Source organism: Sphingomonas hankyongi (assembly GCF_023516575.1).
GTDB classification, from domain to species: Bacteria; Pseudomonadota; Alphaproteobacteria; order Sphingomonadales; family Sphingomonadaceae; genus Sphingomicrobium; species Sphingomicrobium hankyongi.
On the sequence record NZ_JAMGBE010000001.1, the window covers coordinates 219153 to 236069 of the forward strand.

Annotated in this window: 19 protein-coding genes; 6 read left to right on the top strand and 13 right to left on the bottom strand. The window is 63.0% G+C overall.

Features of this window, described 5'->3' with window-relative positions; genetic code table 11:
• Window positions 1-70: 70 nt before the first annotated feature.
• Window positions 71-331 (top strand): hypothetical protein, encoded by a 261-nt coding sequence (locus LZ538_RS01160; protein ID WP_249830168.1) that lies wholly within the window; start codon window positions 71-73, stop codon window positions 329-331.
• Here LZ538_RS01160 and cysQ read toward each other — a convergent pair.
• Together cysQ and LZ538_RS01170 are read right to left on the bottom strand one after the other, a co-directional pair.
• Window positions 328-1152 carry a 3'(2'),5'-bisphosphate nucleotidase CysQ gene (gene cysQ, locus LZ538_RS01165; protein ID WP_249830169.1) on the bottom strand — a complete coding sequence of 275 codons (825 nt, stop codon included), beginning with the start codon at window positions 1150-1152 and terminating at the stop codon, window positions 328-330. The genes LZ538_RS01160 and cysQ overlap by 4 nt on opposite strands.
• Window positions 1153-1154: 2 nt before the next feature.
• On the bottom strand, window positions 1155-1934 hold the full coding sequence (locus tag LZ538_RS01170) for an SDR family oxidoreductase (RefSeq protein WP_249830170.1): 780 nt from the start codon (window positions 1932-1934) through the stop codon (window positions 1155-1157).
• 199 nt (window positions 1935-2133) lie between these two features.
• Here LZ538_RS01170 and LZ538_RS01175 point away from each other — a divergent pair, with 199 nt between their 5' ends.
• Complete coding sequence (locus LZ538_RS01175) at window positions 2134-3456, top strand: L,D-transpeptidase family protein (protein WP_249830171.1); 1323 nt, start codon at window positions 2134-2136, stop codon at window positions 3454-3456.
• Window positions 3457-3629: 173 nt separating this feature from the next.
• On the opposite strand, the gene LZ538_RS01180 is transcribed toward LZ538_RS01175, so the two are convergent.
• The 7 genes from LZ538_RS01180 to LZ538_RS01210 all read right to left on the bottom strand — a co-directional run bounded on the left by LZ538_RS01180 (window position 3630) and on the right by LZ538_RS01210 (window position 8947).
• The gene (locus tag LZ538_RS01180; RefSeq protein WP_283937530.1) at window positions 3630-4514 is read right to left on the bottom strand and encodes an outer membrane protein; all 885 of its coding nucleotides are present in this window, start codon (window positions 4512-4514) and stop codon (window positions 3630-3632) included.
• A gap of 120 nt (window positions 4515-4634) precedes the next feature.
• Window positions 4635-5174: a DUF2793 domain-containing protein gene (locus LZ538_RS01185; protein ID WP_249830172.1), complete on the bottom strand. Its 540-nt coding sequence runs from the start codon at window positions 5172-5174 to the stop codon at window positions 4635-4637.
• A gap of 104 nt (window positions 5175-5278) precedes the next feature.
• Entirely contained in the window at window positions 5279-5464 is a 186-nt protein-coding gene (locus LZ538_RS01190) for a hypothetical protein (RefSeq protein ID WP_249830173.1), read from the bottom strand.
• A gap of 4 nt (window positions 5465-5468) precedes the next feature.
• On the bottom strand, window positions 5469-6293 hold the full coding sequence (locus LZ538_RS01195) for a hypothetical protein (protein WP_249830174.1): 825 nt from the start codon (window positions 6291-6293) through the stop codon (window positions 5469-5471).
• 24 nt (window positions 6294-6317) lie between these two features.
• The gene (locus LZ538_RS01200) at window positions 6318-7142 is read right to left on the bottom strand and encodes a hypothetical protein (RefSeq protein ID WP_249830175.1); all 825 of its coding nucleotides are present in this window, start codon (window positions 7140-7142) and stop codon (window positions 6318-6320) included.
• Window positions 7143-7181: 39 nt separating this feature from the next.
• Window positions 7182-8504 carry a DNA-packaging protein gene (locus LZ538_RS01205; protein ID WP_249830176.1) on the bottom strand — a complete coding sequence of 441 codons (1323 nt, stop codon included), beginning with the start codon at window positions 8502-8504 and terminating at the stop codon, window positions 7182-7184.
• Window positions 8501-8947, bottom strand: a complete 447-nt coding sequence (locus LZ538_RS01210; RefSeq protein ID WP_249830177.1) for a hypothetical protein — start codon at window positions 8945-8947, stop codon at window positions 8501-8503. The genes LZ538_RS01205 and LZ538_RS01210 overlap by 4 nt, the downstream gene beginning before the upstream one ends.
• Before the next feature lie 235 nt (window positions 8948-9182).
• On the opposite strand from LZ538_RS01210, the gene LZ538_RS01215 reads away from it, so the two are divergent.
• Window positions 9183-9575, top strand: a complete 393-nt coding sequence (locus LZ538_RS01215; protein WP_249830178.1) for a GFA family protein — start codon at window positions 9183-9185, stop codon at window positions 9573-9575.
• On the opposite strand, the gene LZ538_RS01220 is transcribed toward LZ538_RS01215, so the two are convergent.
• Window positions 9572-10132, bottom strand: a complete 561-nt coding sequence (locus LZ538_RS01220) for a DUF4118 domain-containing protein (RefSeq protein ID WP_249830179.1) — start codon at window positions 10130-10132, stop codon at window positions 9572-9574. The genes LZ538_RS01215 and LZ538_RS01220 overlap by 4 nt on opposite strands.
• Window positions 10133-10339: 207 nt before the next feature.
• Between LZ538_RS01220 and LZ538_RS01225 the strand changes: the two genes are divergently transcribed.
• Window positions 10340-10564: a hypothetical protein gene (locus tag LZ538_RS01225; RefSeq protein WP_249830180.1), complete on the top strand. Its 225-nt coding sequence runs from the start codon at window positions 10340-10342 to the stop codon at window positions 10562-10564.
• A gap of 66 nt (window positions 10565-10630) precedes the next feature.
• Complete coding sequence (locus LZ538_RS01230; protein ID WP_249830181.1) at window positions 10631-11005, top strand: cupredoxin domain-containing protein; 375 nt, start codon at window positions 10631-10633, stop codon at window positions 11003-11005.
• Between the two features lie 10 nt (window positions 11006-11015).
• Here the strand turns inward: LZ538_RS01230 and LZ538_RS01235 are convergent, their stop codons facing one another.
• Window positions 11016-11540, bottom strand: coding sequence for a hypothetical protein (locus LZ538_RS01235; protein WP_249830182.1), 525 nt, complete (start codon window positions 11538-11540; stop codon window positions 11016-11018).
• A gap of 141 nt (window positions 11541-11681) precedes the next feature.
• The gene (locus LZ538_RS01240) at window positions 11682-13004 is read right to left on the bottom strand and encodes an NRAMP family divalent metal transporter (protein ID WP_249830183.1); all 1323 of its coding nucleotides are present in this window, start codon (window positions 13002-13004) and stop codon (window positions 11682-11684) included.
• Between the two features lie 702 nt (window positions 13005-13706).
• Here LZ538_RS01240 and LZ538_RS01245 point away from each other — a divergent pair.
• Complete coding sequence (locus tag LZ538_RS01245) at window positions 13707-15998, top strand: ATP-dependent helicase (protein ID WP_249830812.1); 2292 nt, start codon at window positions 13707-13709, stop codon at window positions 15996-15998.
• Between the two features lie 53 nt (window positions 15999-16051).
• On the opposite strand, the gene LZ538_RS01250 is transcribed toward LZ538_RS01245, so the two are convergent.
• Window positions 16052-16897 carry a hypothetical protein gene (locus LZ538_RS01250; protein WP_249830184.1) on the bottom strand — a complete coding sequence of 282 codons (846 nt, stop codon included), beginning with the start codon at window positions 16895-16897 and terminating at the stop codon, window positions 16052-16054.
• Between the last annotated feature and the right edge of the window lie 20 nt (window positions 16898-16917).

Sequence of the window (16917 nt, forward strand, 5' to 3'; positions counted from 1 at the left end):
ACAGTCGCAACGTGGCAGCAATCGTCACGTTCATAAGGTGTGCGGGCAGCGGGGGTGAAGCGTGGGTCGAATGCCGGGCCGAGTCAGCGCCGATGAGCGCGCCCGTTGGCTTGCGGAATTGGCCGACGCGCTCGAGCAGGCGCAGAAACTCGCCTGGCAATTGGCTCAGTCCAGCGGAAAACGGAACGAGGCGATGGCCCTTTATGGGCGGCTCGAGGCTGCTCTGCAGGAGATCGAAGCACTCAGGAATGCACGCTCAACGGGACCGCGGGCGGAATCCGGTCCATATTGGACCCATCGGTCCGGTGGGCGCCCGAAGCCAGGAGACTAGACTCCGAGTGGGATCTCACCACCGCCGCTGAAAGGCTCCAAAAAAGGCGACAATTCCGGCGCCTTCCAGCCTGCAGTCGCGACGAATGCGCGATTGAGGAACGCGCGCTTCCCATATTTCAAAGGGCTGCCGTCAGGCCCGTCGACAATGCCGCCTGCCGCAAGGAGGACGGCATGACCTGCAGCCGTATCCCACTCGCTGGTTGGAGAAAGGCGCGGGTAAATATCGGCGCGCCCCTCGGCCACGATGCAGAACTTCAGCGAAGAACCAATGGACACCCGCTCGCAGGCACCGACCGCCGCTTCGAGGTAGTCCACTGTGGCCTGGTTGAGGTGCGACTTAGAGGCGACTGCTGCAATCTGCGCACCCCTTTCGCGCGTGCATATTTGGACGCGCCCCGCTCCCTCATCGAGCCACGCACCTTGCCCAACTAAGCCTCCGTGCAAGCGATCGTTCGCCGGGGCGTAGACTACACCCAGCTTTGGAATGCCTTTCTCAATGAGTCCGATATTCACGGTATAGTCGTCCCCGCCGCGGATAAACTCCTTCGTCCCGTCGAGTGGGTCGACCAGGAAGTAAGTGTCGTCATGCGCGGGTATACGACCAGCAGCGACCTCTTCCTCAGCGATAATCGGAACGCCGGGAGCCGCGCGCGCAAGCGCTGCCAGTATGACAAGCTCGGCCGCGCGGTCAGCCTCCGTGACCGGCGAAGTATCGTGCTTCGATTCCACCTCGAAGCCACGCCGAACTACGGTGAGTATCGCCTCACCCGCCTCTCGCGCCGCCTCAGCGAGCTGGTCGACCAAGCGACCATGATCCATGCTCAACGCGGCGCCATCCTGATTCCGCCATCCAGGCGGACCGATGCCGCATTCATATATGTGTTTTCGATGAGGAAGCATGCGAGCTGGGCATATTCCTCCGGGGTGCCCAACCGCTTGGGAAACGGCACCTGCGCACCCAGAGCGTCCTGCACATTTGGCGGCATCATGGCGACCATCGGCGTCTTGAAAACGCCCGGCAGGATCGTGTTGACGCGAATACCTTCGTTCATGAGATCGCGAGCTATCGGGAGGGTCATCGCGAGCACGCCGCCCTTCGATGCCGAGTAGGCTGCCTGTCCGATCTGCCCATCCTCGGCCGCCACCGATGCGGTGTTGATGATCACACCTTTCTCCCCGTCGGCCAGGGGGTCAAGGTCGACCATTCCGAATGCCGAGTTGGCGATGCACCTGAACGATCCGATCAAATTGATTTGGATCGCCAGTTCAAACTGCTGCATCGGATAGGCTTTTGCAGCCTTCGTCTCCTTGTCGCGTGAAACGGTCTTCGCCGCGTTCGCGACGCCTGCGCAATTGACGAGGATGCGTTCCTGACCATGTGCATCGCGAGCCTTCGCGAATGCCGCCGCCACCTTCTCGTCTGACGTCACGTCGACTTCGCAGAAGACGCCGCCGATGTCACCGGCCACCTTTTCGCCGCGCTCGGAATCCCGATCGAAAACTGCGACCCGCGCTCCCCGCCGGGCAAGCTCGCGCGCCGTCGCTTCGCCCAGCCCTGATGCGGCTCCCGTGACGACTGCAGCTATTCCGTTCACGTCCATGTCTGTTCCTCGTTCGCCGAGGCTTTGGCTCGGCAATCCGTGGCTCGCTATGGGGGAAACTACAGGAAAACAAGCTGTCGCCGATTGTCGCTCCTGCGCCACAGCGTGCGGCAATCCAGTTGGATTCATCGCAGGTGCAGGTTGGATCGCTGATAAAAATGGCTAGATTCTGTTATTCGGAGACATCCAGGGGGTGGACGTGAAAACGAAACTGCTGATTGCCGGTCTCGGCGCGAGCATGACAGCCTTGCTGGTCGCGATGCCGGCTGGAGCGCAAGTCGGCGCGTCAGGCGCGGCTGCGGCGCAAGCCTCGACGATGCCTGTAGCGGCCTCGGTCTCCGCTTTCTACGACACTCACCAGGCCCAATCCCTCTGGTTCCAGAACGGCTCCGCCAAGCCGGCCGTGTCCCAGTTGATCGGAGTGCTGCAGCGCGCTGCTTTCGATGGATTTGCCGCTGGACCGCAGCTCGCGGCGCAAGTCCAGGCGGCGGCCGCACAGGCCGCAAGCAAGAATCCGGCTGATATCAGTGCGGCCGAAAAAACGCTGTCATCTGCGTGGGTCCAGTACGTCCAGGCGATACGGCAGCCCACTGCCGGCATGGTCTACGTTTTTCCCGTGCTTCAGCCGCAAGGCACACGCGCTGATCAGATTTTGCTGACCGCGGCCGCCGCTCCTTCGCTCGAGCAGCACATCGCCTCGGTCTCGAACGTCAACTCGGTCTATGCTCAGATCCGTGACGCGGCTTGGGCGGACGCGCAGAGCTCCGGAAACCTGACGCCGGATCCGCGCCTGATCGCGAACTTGGATCGGCTGCGTTCGATTCCGGCGAACGGCAAGTTCATTGTCGTCGATTCCGGCACACAGATGCTGACGATGTTCGAGAACGGGCGACCGTATGACTCGATGAAGATCGTAGTAGGAAAGCCTGAATATCCGACGCCCATGATCGCCAGCGTGATGTACTATATTGTGTACAATCCATACTGGAACGCGCCGGACCACCTCGTTCGCAAGATCGCTCAGAACTATCTTTCGATGGGCGATAAATATCTGAAGAGCCGGGGCTATCAGGTGATGAAGGATTGGACGGCCAGTTCGGGCGTCGTCCCTAGCGATCAGGTCGACTGGAAGGCTGTTGCGTCAGGCAAGGTGCAGATCCGGATCCGGCAGAAGCCTCAGGACGACAATAGCATGGGGGAGCTGAAATTCCCGTTCCCGAACAATCTGGACATCTTCCTGCACGACACGCCGCACAAGGAATATTTCGCGAAGGCCAATCGCAACCTCTCCAACGGCTGCGTAAGGCTTGAGGACGCGCGCCGCTTTGGGCGCTGGTTGCTCGGAACACAGCCGGCGTCTCCGGGGACGGATGCTGAGATCCAGGTCCAGCTCCCGCGCGGTGTACCTGTCTATCTCACCTACACGACCGCTCAGGTGCAGAACGGGAAGATCGCTTACTTCTCCGATCCTTATCACCTCGATCCTGCGGGCGGCGGCGCCGCCAAGGCCAGAGGCCGCTAAGCTAAGTCTGCGCTGGCTCACGAGCAGCGCTACTCTGATCGTTCAAAAACTGACGCGTTGACCGGCGTGGGCCTTCGGCGTGCGTCTACGCCGCGGCCGGAAGAACAGGACGGACAAAAGAAAACCGGCCCGGGCAAGGAAGCCCGAGCCGGTGTTTCTTTTCGCTGCGCTGCTTAGCCGCGCTCTGGCGCCGGAGGCGGCGGCGGAGGCGGAGGCGGCGGAGCCGGACACGTGTCCGTCGCCAAGATCACCGAGCCATCCGGGCAGGTCTGCGTCGCCGGAGGCGGCGGAGGCGGCGGAGGCGGCGGAGGCGGCGGAGGCGGCGGCGGGGCCGCGAAGTTGTAGATCAGGCTGGCCAGCAAGCTGTGCGAACGCCACTTACCGTCCAGGCTGAAATCGCCCTCGGCGGAGTCACCGTTGATATTGATGCGACCCGCGTTGAAGAAGCGATACTTCAGGCCAAGATCGATGTTCGTGCTGATCGGTGCGCGAACGCCCGCGATAAGCTGCCACGCGAACCCGCTGTCGCTGTCCGACACGTCGAAAGTCGTAATCGGAGGATTCGGGAGCGGCGAGCCACCCACACCGAAATCTGGGTCGTTGATATCCGTGTTGTACTTCACGCTGGCGAGACCAACGCCCGCACCAAGATAGCCCGACCAACCGTCGTCGGCGCCAAAGTCGACAAGAGCATTGATCATGCCCGAGACGGCCTTCACGCTTCCGTCGGCGTTAAAGAAGCCGCCGAACTGCTCGTTCTGCAGAGCTTCGTCGAAGCCGATCTCTTCTACCGACGCATGCTTGTAGCCAAGCTCGGCTTCAAGGCGGAACGGACCGAAGTCGTACCCGCCGACGAGATCGATGTCGAAGCCGACCTTATGGCCGACATTAACGCCGTCATCGACGAACACGTCAACATTGTTGTCGAAATCAAACCGAGTGTCCTCGACGATCATGCCGCCCGCTTCGAGTCCGACGTAGCCGGAATGATCGCGAGCGAACGCTGGCGTCGCCAGCGTCGTCGATGCGAGCGCCACCGCAATGGCAAGCTTGCGCATATTTGTCCCCTTTCGAATGCGTTCTGAGAATTGAACCGCGGGAACACATTATGAGCGCGCTTGTTGCCGCGCAAGATTCCGTTTCGGTAGTTCTGTTGCCGAAAAGCATCAGTGCCCCACCTAAACGCAGGTGCCTTTTCCCCTGCTAATTCGGCTTTCTTTCTGCGCTTCAATGAGGCCATGAGAGCGGAGGCTATGCAGGACTTCGGCAAGCGCCGCACGCGCCTCTTTGTCGACGACGGATCCGCCAGCCGGGGCGGCAATTGGGGCAGTCGGTCTACCGATCATCTTGCGACCGTCGATGATCAGTTCGAAGCCGCGAAGCTTTCCGAAATTCCACTGTCCGTTTAAATAGATAACGGGAACAGCATCTGCCTGGCGGACTGCTGTCAGTCCTTCATAGGGCTCTAGGAATCGCCAGCCTGCTTGGGTGAAGCAGGCGAGCTTCTTATCCTCTCGAGACCATTCTCCGATCGCCCCGTCTGGCACGATGTAGCAACTCCCAGGCGCCGGCGAGTTGGGCGGTTCTCTACCCTCGACCTCCTCCAGGACCGGGTGGATCAGGCTATCCAGAATCTGGAGCGCTTCGTTGTCCCATCGCTCGCTCCTAAGCTTGAGCCGCCAGACATTGGCGGCGAATTGCGCAGCAATTGCTGCCAATGTCGGAAAGACGGCGAAAGCCGGCCAGCCGGCGCCAAAGGCGACCGGTCTGACGTCACGGGATTCATTCCCGTGACGGCCTTCGTCGAAATTTCAGATGCTGACTACCGCCGCGCCTCGCGCCACAGTCCGAACGCCAGCCCCAGCGTGACCACCACGGCCAGCCAGCTGATCTCGGGTCCCACGCTCGTCCCGCCGATCGTCACCGGAAATGGGGCTACGATCCGATAAATGTGCAGCAGGCCCATGAGCAGGAAGATGACTGCCGCAATCGTCGTGAACGGTTTCATTCTCTCACACTCCCATCAACTGCCGTGCCGTCGCGTGCCACCACGGCGTGTCCCACATCAGGTTCACGAATACGGCGCACGGGACCAGGACACCCAGCCAAATCCAATAGGCTTCGTGCACTCTGCGATTACGGATTACGTCCCAAACGAACATCGGAGATACGGCCACCAGCGTATAAAGGTCCGGCGACAGCGGGCTTGTCGGCATCGTGTGCGGCAACCACGGGATACGGTCGATGCCGGCCGGCAGCGCCATGGCCGTCGCCAGGATCATCATCCTCTTGTGCAGCCCCGCGTTGCCGCCCCTCGCGCGCAATCCGATCGCCAGGAACAACGCGAACAATATGCCGATGCGGATCTGCAGCAGCATGATATTTTCCCAGACGTTCACCGCCTGGCCGAATTTCTCCGCGGCCCCCGGCGCTCCGGAATGCGCGGCGTCCCACAGCAGGTGAAAATTGGTCGGCACCAGGATGAATCCGACCACGACCAGCGCTGCTGCCAGCAGCATCCCGAAGATGCCCAGCCGCATGTGCACTGCGCGACGCCCTGTCGCCATCAGCCACGTCTGCGCGAGCAGGAATAGCAGGAACGACCCCATCAGCACCGCATGGAAGTGCAGCACCAGTGGGAACGGCGGCCGCTCCCCGGCGCGGACCATTGCAACCTTTTCGATCGAATCCGGGATGAATCCCGCCAGCACGATGGCGATGAACCAGGCCGCCATGAAAACGAAGATCCATCGATCCAGCGCATGCGCCCGGGGCGTTCCCGACAATGAGTCGGTTCGCGGCGGACGAGCTGAAATTCCCGCAGTGACTGTGGCCATGACCTGTCCCCCGCTGGCGCGCTTCTATACCCCCATGATCTGGCGAGCCGTCGCGTGCCACCACGGCTTGTCCCACACTAGATTTTCGATCGTGGCGACGCTGACGAAGACCGGAAACCAGATCCAGTAAGCCTCATGCACCCTTCGATTGCGCGCCACGTCCCACACCAGCATCGGCACGATCGTCAACGCTACGAACAGGTTGATCGACAGCGGGCTCGCCGGCATCGTCGACGGCAGGAAGTGCATTCGGCTGATCGCAGCGCCTAACGGGGCAGCCACGGCCAGGATCATCATCCGTTTGTGCAATCCCTCGTCGCGATCCCTCGCCCTCAAGCCGATGACAATGAAGAGCGCGAACAACAGCCCGGCGCTGACCTGCAGGATCAATATGTTCTCGAGCAGCGGCACGACCGGCGCCAGCGCCTCTCGAACTGCCGGCGGCCCGAAATGCGCTCCGCCCCACACTTGGTGGTACATGGTTGGAGCAAGGATGAGCCCCACGATGAAGAGCGCCGCGGCAAGCGCCATACCGACGACGCCAAGCTGCATGTGATAGGCACGGCGCCCAGTCGCCATCAGAACGGTTTGCGCAAGCAACACCAGCAGGAACGATCCCATCAGGATTGCATGGAAGTGCAGGACCAGCGGGAAAGGCGCTCGCGCGCCCGCCCGGACCAGTCCGACTTTCATGATCGAATCGGGAATGAACCCGACCAGCACGATGGCGATGAACCACGCAGCCATGAAGACGAAGATCCATCGATCCAGCGCATGCGCGCGCGGTGTTCCCGACAATAGGTCCGTCCGCGCGGGACGACCGGAAATTCCTGCAGTGACTGTGGCCATGACGTTCCCCTCGTCTTGGACCTTCCCCCCTTTCTCGTATCACAATCGCCGGACGCGCGGCACCCCGCTGCGCGTCTCGCTCAATGCCGTCATCGCCCACACCATTGCGTCGGCTCGGTCCGGCGATCGTCCCGGCCCGTCGTAACCGCCTCCGGCGATCATTCCGCCAAGCTCGGCCGCGAGCGCTGGAAACTCGCCCGCGAAGAACGCCTTCCCCGTTTCGAACTTCAGGGCGATCGGTTCGGCGCGGACGCATTTGCCGCGCGACGCATGGACCAGCCGCACCTTCAGCTCGCTGTCGGCGGCCTTCAGGACGCTCCCCACCATCGCCCCGCCATTGTTTGCTTCGGCCACCACCAGCGTGGCGCCCCAACGCGCTGCGGCGGCGGCGACCCGGCTCGCCCATCCCTCGGGCGACAGGCCGCGCACAGTCGCATCCTCGAGCACGTAAAGCGTGTTCGCGCTCGATCCAGCAACCACGATCCCGCAGGCATCCGACCCTTCGCCTGCGCCCGCCGGCGGATCGACGCCCACCACGATCCGATCGAACGTCTCCGGGCGCTTCGTGCGCGCGGCGTCGATAATATCGTGGGTCCATAGCGCGCCTTCGACGTCCTGAAGAAGCTCGCCGTCCAGTTCCTGCCGCCCGATCCGCGTCCCGCCATAGGTCGCGGTCAGCACGTCCACGACCTTTTCATCCAGGTTGATATTGTCGCTCGTCCGGCCGCGCGTCGTGATCGTCCACCGATCGGTCTCGATCTTCTTCAGCAGCTCCATTGGTCGCGGCGTCGTCGTCACCAGCGCGCGCGGTCGCGGACCTCGCCGCAGCCCGAATTGCAGGTTGGCCCACGCCTCCTCCGCCTCGCGCCACTTGGCGAGCTCGTCCGCCCAGGCCACGTCGTGCTCCGGCCCTCTAAGGCCATCTGCATTGTCGCCCGAAAACAGCTGCGCCTCGCTTCCGTTGGGCCAGCGGAGCCGGCCCAGGCTCGGCTCCCAGACCAGCTTGCGACCGTGACTCGCGGCCACGTTGATCAGTCCGCTGACGCCTTCCACCATGATGCTTCGCGCATCGGCGATCGTCGCACCCACCAGCGCGATCCGCATGCCCCGGCGGCTGCTGGCGAGACCGTTGATCCATTCGGCTCCGGCACGCGTCTTCCCGAACCCCCGCCCCGCCATCATCAGCCACACGCGCCAACCGTCGCCCATGGGCGAAAGCTGGCTCTCGTGCGCCCACAGCTCGAACCAGGCATCCAGTTGCAGGATGTCGGATGGTGTCAGCTTTGAAATGAAAAGCTGGACTTGCTCCTCTGTCGCATGCCGCAGCCACTCGAAGACGCGCCGCGCATCCTCGTAACTCATCCGGGCGCACCGCCGGCTACAATGCGTTCCTTCAGCCGAAGCAGCTTCTTCGCGAGGCGCCGTCGCGCCTCCTCCACATCCTCGGCCGTCGGTTCGGTGCTCGATTGAATGGCCGTGTCGCGGTGCATCTTGAGCAGCGCCAGCCCGAGCTGGTTCGAATATTCGCGCATCCGCTCTTCCGAACCGTCGCGACGCTGCACGACTTTCTCCGTGCCGTTGAAGGCGCGGTCGAGCAGCACCAGCTCCAGCCTGTGATAGGCCGCGCCGATCGCGTCGAGCCATGCGGCCCGGAACGCCGCTTTGGTCTTGCGCATGCGATAGGCGTGCGTGACCGAGACCCCCGCCGCCTCGCACGCCCGGGTGACATTGCATGTCTCGCCGAGCACCGACAGGAATTGGGCCTCTTTGGCCTTCGTCCAGCTTTTGGCGGACCGTTTGCGCATCTGGGGCGACTTCCCGCCTACCAATGTCAATTTCGACTTCCGCGCCATGCTCGCTCCAAAGAAAAAGGGCGGTCGCTCCGCGTGGGAGCGCCGCCCGAACTCGCAATTCTTCACTGTTCCTGTCTGCTAACCAAACAGCGTCACGATGTCAAGAGTTTTTTACCCGTTTGGTTATTTTATATATCGGTTGCCGATGTTCGCAGTTCGGCACAAGAGGCTCGGAGGGAGACTGAAAATGCCTCGATCTACCGGATCCTGTCTCTGTGGCGACGTTCGCATCGTGGCTGAGGGCGAGCCCTACCGGGTCGGCATCTGCCATTGCCTCGACTGCCGCAAGCATCATGGTGCTCTGTTTCACGCTTCGGCGATCTTTCCCGCGGACGCCGTGACTATCGAAGGCGAGACCCGCGACTTTGCCGGCCGGCATTTCTGCCCTCGCTGCGGCTCGTCGGTCTTCGGGCGATCCGGCGACGAAGTGGAGGTAAACCTCGGGGCGCTCGATGCCATCGACCAGTTCGTGCCGACTTACGAACTGTGGACGATCCGCCGCGAATCCTGGCTTCCGCCATTCGCGCTCGCTCACCATCACGAACGCGACCGCGAAGGCGCCGGCCGCACTGAGGACTAGGAGCAGTTCGCGTTTAGCCGCCGGCCGAGCTCGAGCTGGGCCAGGAAGTCCTGCATCATCTCGGCAACTTCGCTCTCGGGCCCAAGCCGCAGCGGACGTCCGCTGCCGCACCAGCTTGCGAAGGCCTGTCCTTTGTCGAGGCTGAAGATGATCCCCGTCCGCGCCGCCCCCGCTGGCGCAGGCAGCGGACGGGAATGGATCATCAATCGTGCGACCTGCACCAGAATGATGATGAGTGCAGCCGAGGCCAGGAAGATCAGCATTCCGAATAGGTCGGTCGGTCCCGCCATCGGCACGAAGCGCGGATCGATGAACAACATGTCCGCGACCGCCGCCGAGACCACGGTTACGAATGCCGCGTGGCGCCATCCGAGGCAGACCGCAGCGACCAGTATGAACGGAATGTAGGGCGAGAATGCCACCCCGGTGACGTGGTCGTCGACCAGGCAGCGAAGGATTGTCGGCAACGCAACTGCGGCGAATGCCCAGGACCATGCATCGATGCCGGAAACGGGGGGATTCCCGAGCGCCCTTCTCAGCAAGTGGACAATGCCCATCGCGGAGTTCCTCTATGTCTGCGAGGGCGCGCCCATAGCTAATTACTGCTGTTGAGACGATCCTATCCGCGACGCGCAATTGACCAACTGCGACAACGGTGGCTGCGGTTGCAGTGGTCTCGACCGCAGCTGAGGACCGAGGGGTGTGTCCGCAATAGCCTAATTCACTTTGCAGCGGGGATGGGATGTCGGACTCACGACTCGCCTATGTCGAACATCCACGCGAACGAGTGGGTTCGCATCTGTCGCATCGAAGCAGCCCGGACGACCCACGGGCCCACGCGCGATTTCCTGCTGGAACTGGCTGACGAGTATGAAGGGATCAACGGCGAAGCTGTCCCGCGGGACCCGGACGACCCCGGAGTGCAGGACGCCGTGGCCTACCGGCTATTGGCTTACGGATCGCAAAGGCGGGCCTCGAACAGGCGATAGCGCGCGAATGGCGACAGCTCTGCTCCTGTGATATCTGCGGACCGGCAGGGGTTTTGGAGGTCGAACATGTACAGGTTGACCTTGGTTTCCGCCGCGCTTGCCGCTTTCGTAGTAGGGCCCGCGGCCGCGCAACAGCCGTCGACGCAGGCCATCAACGTCTACAGCTTCGGCTTCACGCCGAAATTGATCCATCTGGCTGCCGGCCGGCCGGTAACGCTGACTTTCACGAACACATCAGGCAGCGGCCACGACTTCACCGCTAAGGAATTCTTCGCCGCGTCGCAGATCACCGCCGGCGCCGCTCCGAAAGGCGAGATCGAGCTGCATTCGGGGGAGACGAAGTCGATCACCCTGGTGCCGCGCGCCGGCAATTATCCGACGCACTGCAGTCACTTCCTGCACGCGACGTTCGGCATGGTGGGCACGATCGACGTCAAATGACGTCGGCTCCTTAAGCGACGTTCTCGCTGTGGCCGTAGACCATGATGGTCATGAAGCCGACGCTGTCGCCGCTCCCGCTTGAGGCCGTGGGCTGGAACTTCTCTGCCGAAGCTTCCTCACATCCATAGTCCGGCGTGACGTCGCCTGACTTGGCGATGACCTTACAGCCGTTGACCTTGCCGCCGCCGTCGATCGCCAGCGCCATGATCTGACCGCCGAGCAGCGTATCGCCGGGGTCGATCTCGCTCGGCTGCGGCTGGCTGTCGCCCGGAATGAAGCGGCGTTCGAACGTGATGCGGGTCATCTCGTCGGCGGAGCCCGCGGATGCCTGCGTCACGCCGGCTTTGGCGCCGACGACTTCGCAGCCGTCGGTTGGGGCCGTCGAGAGATTCGACTCGTACGTGCAGGATTGCGGATCGCCATCGCCGACCATCGTGACGGTGATTTTCTCCCACCAGGGGCTCGTGGATGACAGGGCCTGAGGAGCAGATGCGGATGCAGTTGCGGCAGCAGCCGCGAGAGCGAGCTTGAGCACTTCGACACTCCTTCGCGCCCCACCGCTCCGCCGGCATCTCTACCGGTGCCACCTGCCTCACGTAACGCGCGAAACGAATTTTGGTCCCGCGCGCGCGAAGTTGCTTCCGTCAGATTTGAAGCACGGCTCAGCGGCGGGCATTCAGAGAGTTGCGATCATCACAACCGAAGCAGCGGCCATCACGGCGGTCGCCAGCCACCCCATCAGGCGGAGTCGCAGGCTCGCGGTGAACCTTCCCATTTCATCCCGGCGGGACACGATGATCATCATCGCGATCATCAACGGTACGGAAACCACACCATTGACGACGGCGCTCCAGAACAGCGCCTTTATAGGATCGAGCGGGGAATAATCGGCCGCAATCCCAAGAATGACCGCGGCGGCGATCACGAGATAGAAGCGCACGGCTTCCTGCGGTTTGCGCTCGAGGCCGGCCTTCCAGCCTTCGGCCTCGCATACCGCATAAGCGGCCGACCCGGCGAGAACAGGGACCGCAAGGAGCCCGGTGCCGATAATTCCCATGCTGAAGAGGGCGAAGGCGAATTCCCCAGCGATCGGACGAAGCGCTTCGGCCGCCTCGGCGGAAGTCTGGATGTCCATGATTCCCTTGGCGTTGAGGGTCGCGGCAGTGGTCAGGATGATGAAGAATGCGGTGAGGTTCGCGAACGCCATCCCAATGAAGGTGTCCACCTTGATGCGCTGCAGCTGCGCCTTCGCCTGCCGCGGATGGGAAATAAGCGGGGCATCTTGATCGTTGGGATCGACCTTCTCGTCCTCGACCTCCTCGGACGCCTGCCAGAACAACAGGTACGGGCTGATGGTTGTCCCAAACACGGCGACGACGGTAGTCGCCGTTCCGGCGGTCAAACTCAGTTCGGGCATCACGGTCCGGCGAGCGACCTCGCCCCAGTCGATCTCCACGGCTAGCGCAGCGCCAAAATAAGCGAACAGCGCAAGCGTGAGGAATTTCAGGAAGTGCACATAGCGATGATAGGGAACGGCAACCTGCAGGATCAGTGAAACGGCGGCCAGCAGGAAGGTCATCGGATGCCTGCTTATGCCTGTGACCAGCTCCGCCGCGGCACCCATGGCAGCCAGGTCCGCCCCGATATTGATCGTGTTGGCAGTGACTAGCAGCCCGACCAGCACCGCAACTGTCCAGCCGGGAAAAACGCGGCGCATGTTGGCCGCCAGGCCCTGACCCGTGACCCGGCCTACCCATGCGCTGATCAACTGGACCGTGGACATGAGCGGGTACAGGACCGGCATCGTCCACAGCATGTTGAGGCCGTACGCAGCGCCCGCCTGCGAATAAGCTGCGATCCCGCTCGGATCGTCGTCTGCGGCCCCCGTGATCAGTCCGGGGCCGAGCTTTCGAAGCACGCCGCCGCGGACCGCGCGAGCCCGTATCCGCGTTGATCGCCGCTCTGTCGCCGGCTTCGTCTGATTGCCCGGGGTCCCCATGAGCTCTGCATAACAGCCTTCATGTGTTGCGGCACAGAGGCGCCAATCGGCGAGGATTGATAGGTCGTGGGGATGTCGAGCCGCGCTGGCGTCGCAGGATCGCGCCGTCGCTGTGGCCCCAAAGGAAATGGGGGCCGGCATTGCTGCCAGCCCCCACTGCGCCGAGCGAAGGATCTGCCGGTGTTCTCAACCTGGTTGATAGAACCCGAAGGCCTACCTACCCGCTCTCGATCCTGGCTCACCAGCTCAGGCGTCGCTTCCTATCGGTTCCAACGAAGCCCGGAGGACTTCTTCTTCCCCGATTTTCCGCGGCCCTTCTTGGGATGACCAATCTCAGCGTCCCGCTTTGCTCTTCCTGGTCCGAAGACCGTTCCGAGCCGCGTCGCGCGAGATGACGATCATCTCTTCCGGCGCCTCTTACCAGCTGGCCCCGCTTCTGCTCCCGAAGGAACTTCGGCATTGCCGGCCGGCGGAGATCGGAACCTTGGGACCTGCCGCACCCTCTTGCCGTTTCCGGCCTGGGGGGAGGCTTGAACCGCCGTCCCGATCACAGGTGCACCATGCGCTCCTCGGCCGAGTCGGGAAAGCGAAAAATGCGGTAACAAGCCTGTGGATAACGTGGATATCGGTAACAACAATTGGAACCTTTTCGCGAGTCGCTGTTCGGTTGCCGATCCGTTCTCCCTCGCCTACCTCGGCCAAGTGCCTGAATCCGCCGAACTCTCGCCCGAGCCTGCCTATCTGCGCGGGTTGAATCCGCCCCAGCGCGAGGCAGTGCTGACGACGGAAGGCCCGGTGCTGGTGCTTGCGGGTGCCGGAACCGGAAAGACCGCGGCGCTGACGGCGCGACTCGCTCATCTCATCGCCACGCGGCGGGCCTGGCCGAGTCAGATCCTTGCGGTCACCTTCACCAACAAGGCCGCACGGGAGATGAAGGAGCGGGTGGCCGCGATTTCCGGCGGAGCCATCGAAGGGATGCCCTGGCTCGGCACCTTCCATTCGGTCGCGGCGCGCATGCTGCGCAGCCACGCGGAGCTGGTCGGCCTTCAGTCCAACTTTACGATCCTCGATACCGACGACCAGCTACGGGTTTTGAAGCAGCTGATCGTCGCGGCGAACATCGACGAGAAGAGATGGCCGGCCCGCCAGCTCGCCGGGCTCATCGACCGCTGGAAGAACCGCGGATGGACTCCGAAGCAAGTCGACGCCGGCGAGTCCGAAGCCTTCGCCGCCGGCCGCGGGGCCGACCTCTATGCGCAATATCAGGAGCGCTTGCGGACGTTGAACGCCTGCGACTTCGGCGACCTCCTGCTGCACATGCTCGTCATCTTCCGCTCGCATACGGACGTGCTGGAAAGCTACCGCGACCGCTTCCGCTACATACTGGTCGACGAATATCAGGACACCAACCAGGGCCAGTATGAATGGCTGAAGCTGCTCGCCGAGCCGCGCCGCAACCTGTGCTGCGTCGGCGACGATGATCAGTCCATCTACTCATGGCGCGGCGCACAAGTCGCGAATATCCTGCGCTTCGAGAAGGATTTCCCCGGCGCCAAGATCGTCAGGCTGGAACAGAATTATCGCTCGACCTCGCACATCCTCGCCGCCGCTGACGGCCTCATTTCCAACAATGCCGGGCGGCTCGGCAAGACGCTCTGGACCGAAGCAGGCGACGGCCAAAAGGTTCGCGTCATCGGCATCTGGGACGGGCCCGAAGAGGCGCGGCGCATCGGCGAGGAGATCGAGCGCCACGAGGCTCGAAGCGGCTCGCTCGACGATGTTGCGATCCTGGTTCGCGCCCAGTTCCAGACGCGCGAGTTCGAGGAGCGCTTCATCGCCATCGGCCTCAACTACCAGATCATCGGCGGCTTCCGTTTCTACGAGCGCGCCGAGATCCGCGACGCCATCGCTTATTTACGCCTGATCGTTCGGCCTGCGGACGACCTCGCCTTCGAACGTATCGTCAACACGCCGAAGCGCGGCCTCGGCGACAAGGCCGTGGCGACCATCCACCGTCACGCCCGTAGCACCCAGCAGCCCTTGCTCGTCGCTGCCGCCACGATCCTCGGGACCGACGAGCTGACTCCGCAGGCGCGCCGATCACTCGGCAATTTCGTCGCCGACATTGCGCGATGGCGGGAAATGGCGTCGAGCCTGCCGCACCCGGAGCTCGCGCGGATCGTTCTCGACGAAAGCGGCTATACCGCGATGCTCCAGGCCGACCGCTCCGCCGAAAGCGCCGGCCGGCTCGAAAATCTCGCGGAGCTCACGCGCGCGATGGAAGAATATGAGAATCTCGGTGCGTTCCTCGAGCATGTCTCGCTGGTCATGGACAATGACGAGGCGCGGCAGGGCGAGCGGGTGACGATCATGACCATCCACGCCGCCAAGGGCCTTGAATTCGACATCGTCTATCTGCCGGGCTGGGAAGAAGGCGTGTTCCCGTCGCAGCGCTCGCTCGATGAAGGGGGGCTCGCCTCACTCGAAGAGGAACGCCGCCTCGCCTATGTCGCGATCACCCGCGCGCGGCGGAAGGCGACGATCATGCACGCCGCCAACCGCCGTATCTACGGACAGTGGACGAGCAGCATCCCGTCTCGCTTCCTGGCCGAACTGCCCAAGGGGCATATCGAGGAAGAAACCACCATGACCGGCGGCGAGAGCTTGTGGCGCGCGCAGTGGTCCGAGCGCGGCGACCCCTTCGCGCATCTCGCCGCAGCTCAGTCCAACCGGGCCAGCACGCGCGGCCCCGGATGGCAGCGCGCCAGCCGCGGCGGCTCGTTCAATCCGGAGCCGCAGCGCATCATCGAGGCGCGGGCGTCGGCGGTAAGCCTCGGCAACCAGGGCCGAAGCGACCTGTCCGTGGGCCAGCGCGTGTTCCATGGGAAGTTCGGTTACGGCACGATCGCGGAAATCGAGGGCAACAAGCTTGAGATCGATTTCGAGAAAGCCGGCCGCAAGAAGGTGCTCGACAGCTTCGTCAGCGTAACCTGATTAAGGTCGCGAAAAATGGGGCGGCCCGGCGTGCACGGACCGCCCCTCCCCTGTTACTGTTTGTTGGCCGAATATGTCGTCTTCGACCCGTCGAGCTTGTTTTCGTAGACGACGTTGAGCTTGCCGTCCGCGCCGACGCTGAACGTCGAGACGCCCACGACCTTGCCGTCGCGCTTGTCGGTTTCTTCATATCCCTCGCCGACCTTTTTGACGGATGCCATCGTACCCGCCGGATCGCCCTTGATCGGAGTGTCGGTACCGTCGAGCTTCGCGTCGAAGCTGACGCCGCTGGGGCTGCTCATGTGCAGCGTATCGCCGTCGAGCGCATAGGTCGTGGTCAGGCCTTCCGCCGAGACATTCTCGATCTTCGCCGGTTTCCACTGGCCGGAAACCGCATGCGCGCCTGCTGGAGCCGGCCCAACCCTGGTTTCGGTATAGCTGCCCTTCACGACCGGCGCGTTCTCGATCGAGCTGTCGTTGAAGCTGACGGTCAGCGTATTCCCGTCGGCCGATACCGAGGTCGTGCTGTCGCCCGTCACGCGATCGCCCTTCTTGCCGGTGCGCTGGATCGTCTTGTCATCGACGACCTTGACCGATGCGCTATCGAAATAGGGCTGCCCCGAAACTGGATGGAAAGCACCGTCCGCTGCGACCTTGTAGGGAGGCGTACACGTCTTGCATTCATACTGGCCGTTCTGGACCAGGATTTCATCGGGCCGGGTGTCGATCTGAACGCTGGCCAGATCGGCTACCCACGTGCCGTTGATATCGCCGGCTGCCGCGGTTTCGGTCCCGGCATTCTCGGCTGCCGCATTCTCGTCCGGCGCAGGCTGCTTATTGCATGCAGAGAGCACGAGGATGGACGTTGCGGCCAAAGCCGCGACAAAGGTCTTCCGCATTCGATCTTCCCTTCGGACTG

What these genes read in the sequence shown, in the direction of transcription:
- LZ538_RS01160 (WP_249830168.1), top strand. Translation starts at nt 71, where the DNA reads ATGCCGGGCCGAGTCAGCGCCGATGAGCGCGCCCGTTGGCTTGCGGAA.
- cysQ (WP_249830169.1), bottom strand. Translation starts at nt 1,152, where the DNA reads ATGGATCATGGTCGCTTGGTCGACCAGCTCGCTGAGGCGGCGCGAGAG.
- LZ538_RS01170 (WP_249830170.1), bottom strand. Translation starts at nt 1,934, where the DNA reads ATGGACGTGAACGGAATAGCTGCAGTCGTCACGGGAGCCGCATCAGGG.
- LZ538_RS01180 (WP_283937530.1), bottom strand. Translation starts at nt 4,514, where the DNA reads ATGCGCAAGCTTGCCATTGCGGTGGCGCTCGCATCGACGACGCTGGCG.
- LZ538_RS01190 (WP_249830173.1), bottom strand. Translation starts at nt 5,464, where the DNA reads ATGAAACCGTTCACGACGATTGCGGCAGTCATCTTCCTGCTCATGGGC.
- LZ538_RS01195 (WP_249830174.1), bottom strand. Translation starts at nt 6,293, where the DNA reads ATGGCCACAGTCACTGCGGGAATTTCAGCTCGTCCGCCGCGAACCGAC.
- LZ538_RS01200 (WP_249830175.1), bottom strand. Translation starts at nt 7,142, where the DNA reads ATGGCCACAGTCACTGCAGGAATTTCCGGTCGTCCCGCGCGGACGGAC.
- LZ538_RS01205 (WP_249830176.1), bottom strand. Translation starts at nt 8,504, where the DNA reads ATGAGTTACGAGGATGCGCGGCGCGTCTTCGAGTGGCTGCGGCATGCG.
- LZ538_RS01210 (WP_249830177.1), bottom strand. Translation starts at nt 8,947, where the DNA reads ATGCGCAAACGGTCCGCCAAAAGCTGGACGAAGGCCAAAGAGGCCCAA.
- LZ538_RS01215 (WP_249830178.1), top strand. Translation starts at nt 9,183, where the DNA reads ATGCCTCGATCTACCGGATCCTGTCTCTGTGGCGACGTTCGCATCGTG.
- LZ538_RS01220 (WP_249830179.1), bottom strand. Translation starts at nt 10,132, where the DNA reads ATGGGCATTGTCCACTTGCTGAGAAGGGCGCTCGGGAATCCCCCCGTT.
- LZ538_RS01225 (WP_249830180.1), top strand. Translation starts at nt 10,340, where the DNA reads ATGTCGAACATCCACGCGAACGAGTGGGTTCGCATCTGTCGCATCGAA.
- LZ538_RS01230 (WP_249830181.1), top strand. Translation starts at nt 10,631, where the DNA reads ATGTACAGGTTGACCTTGGTTTCCGCCGCGCTTGCCGCTTTCGTAGTA.
- LZ538_RS01240 (WP_249830183.1), bottom strand. Translation starts at nt 13,004, where the DNA reads ATGGGGACCCCGGGCAATCAGACGAAGCCGGCGACAGAGCGGCGATCA.
- LZ538_RS01250 (WP_249830184.1), bottom strand. Translation starts at nt 16,897, where the DNA reads ATGCGGAAGACCTTTGTCGCGGCTTTGGCCGCAACGTCCATCCTCGTG.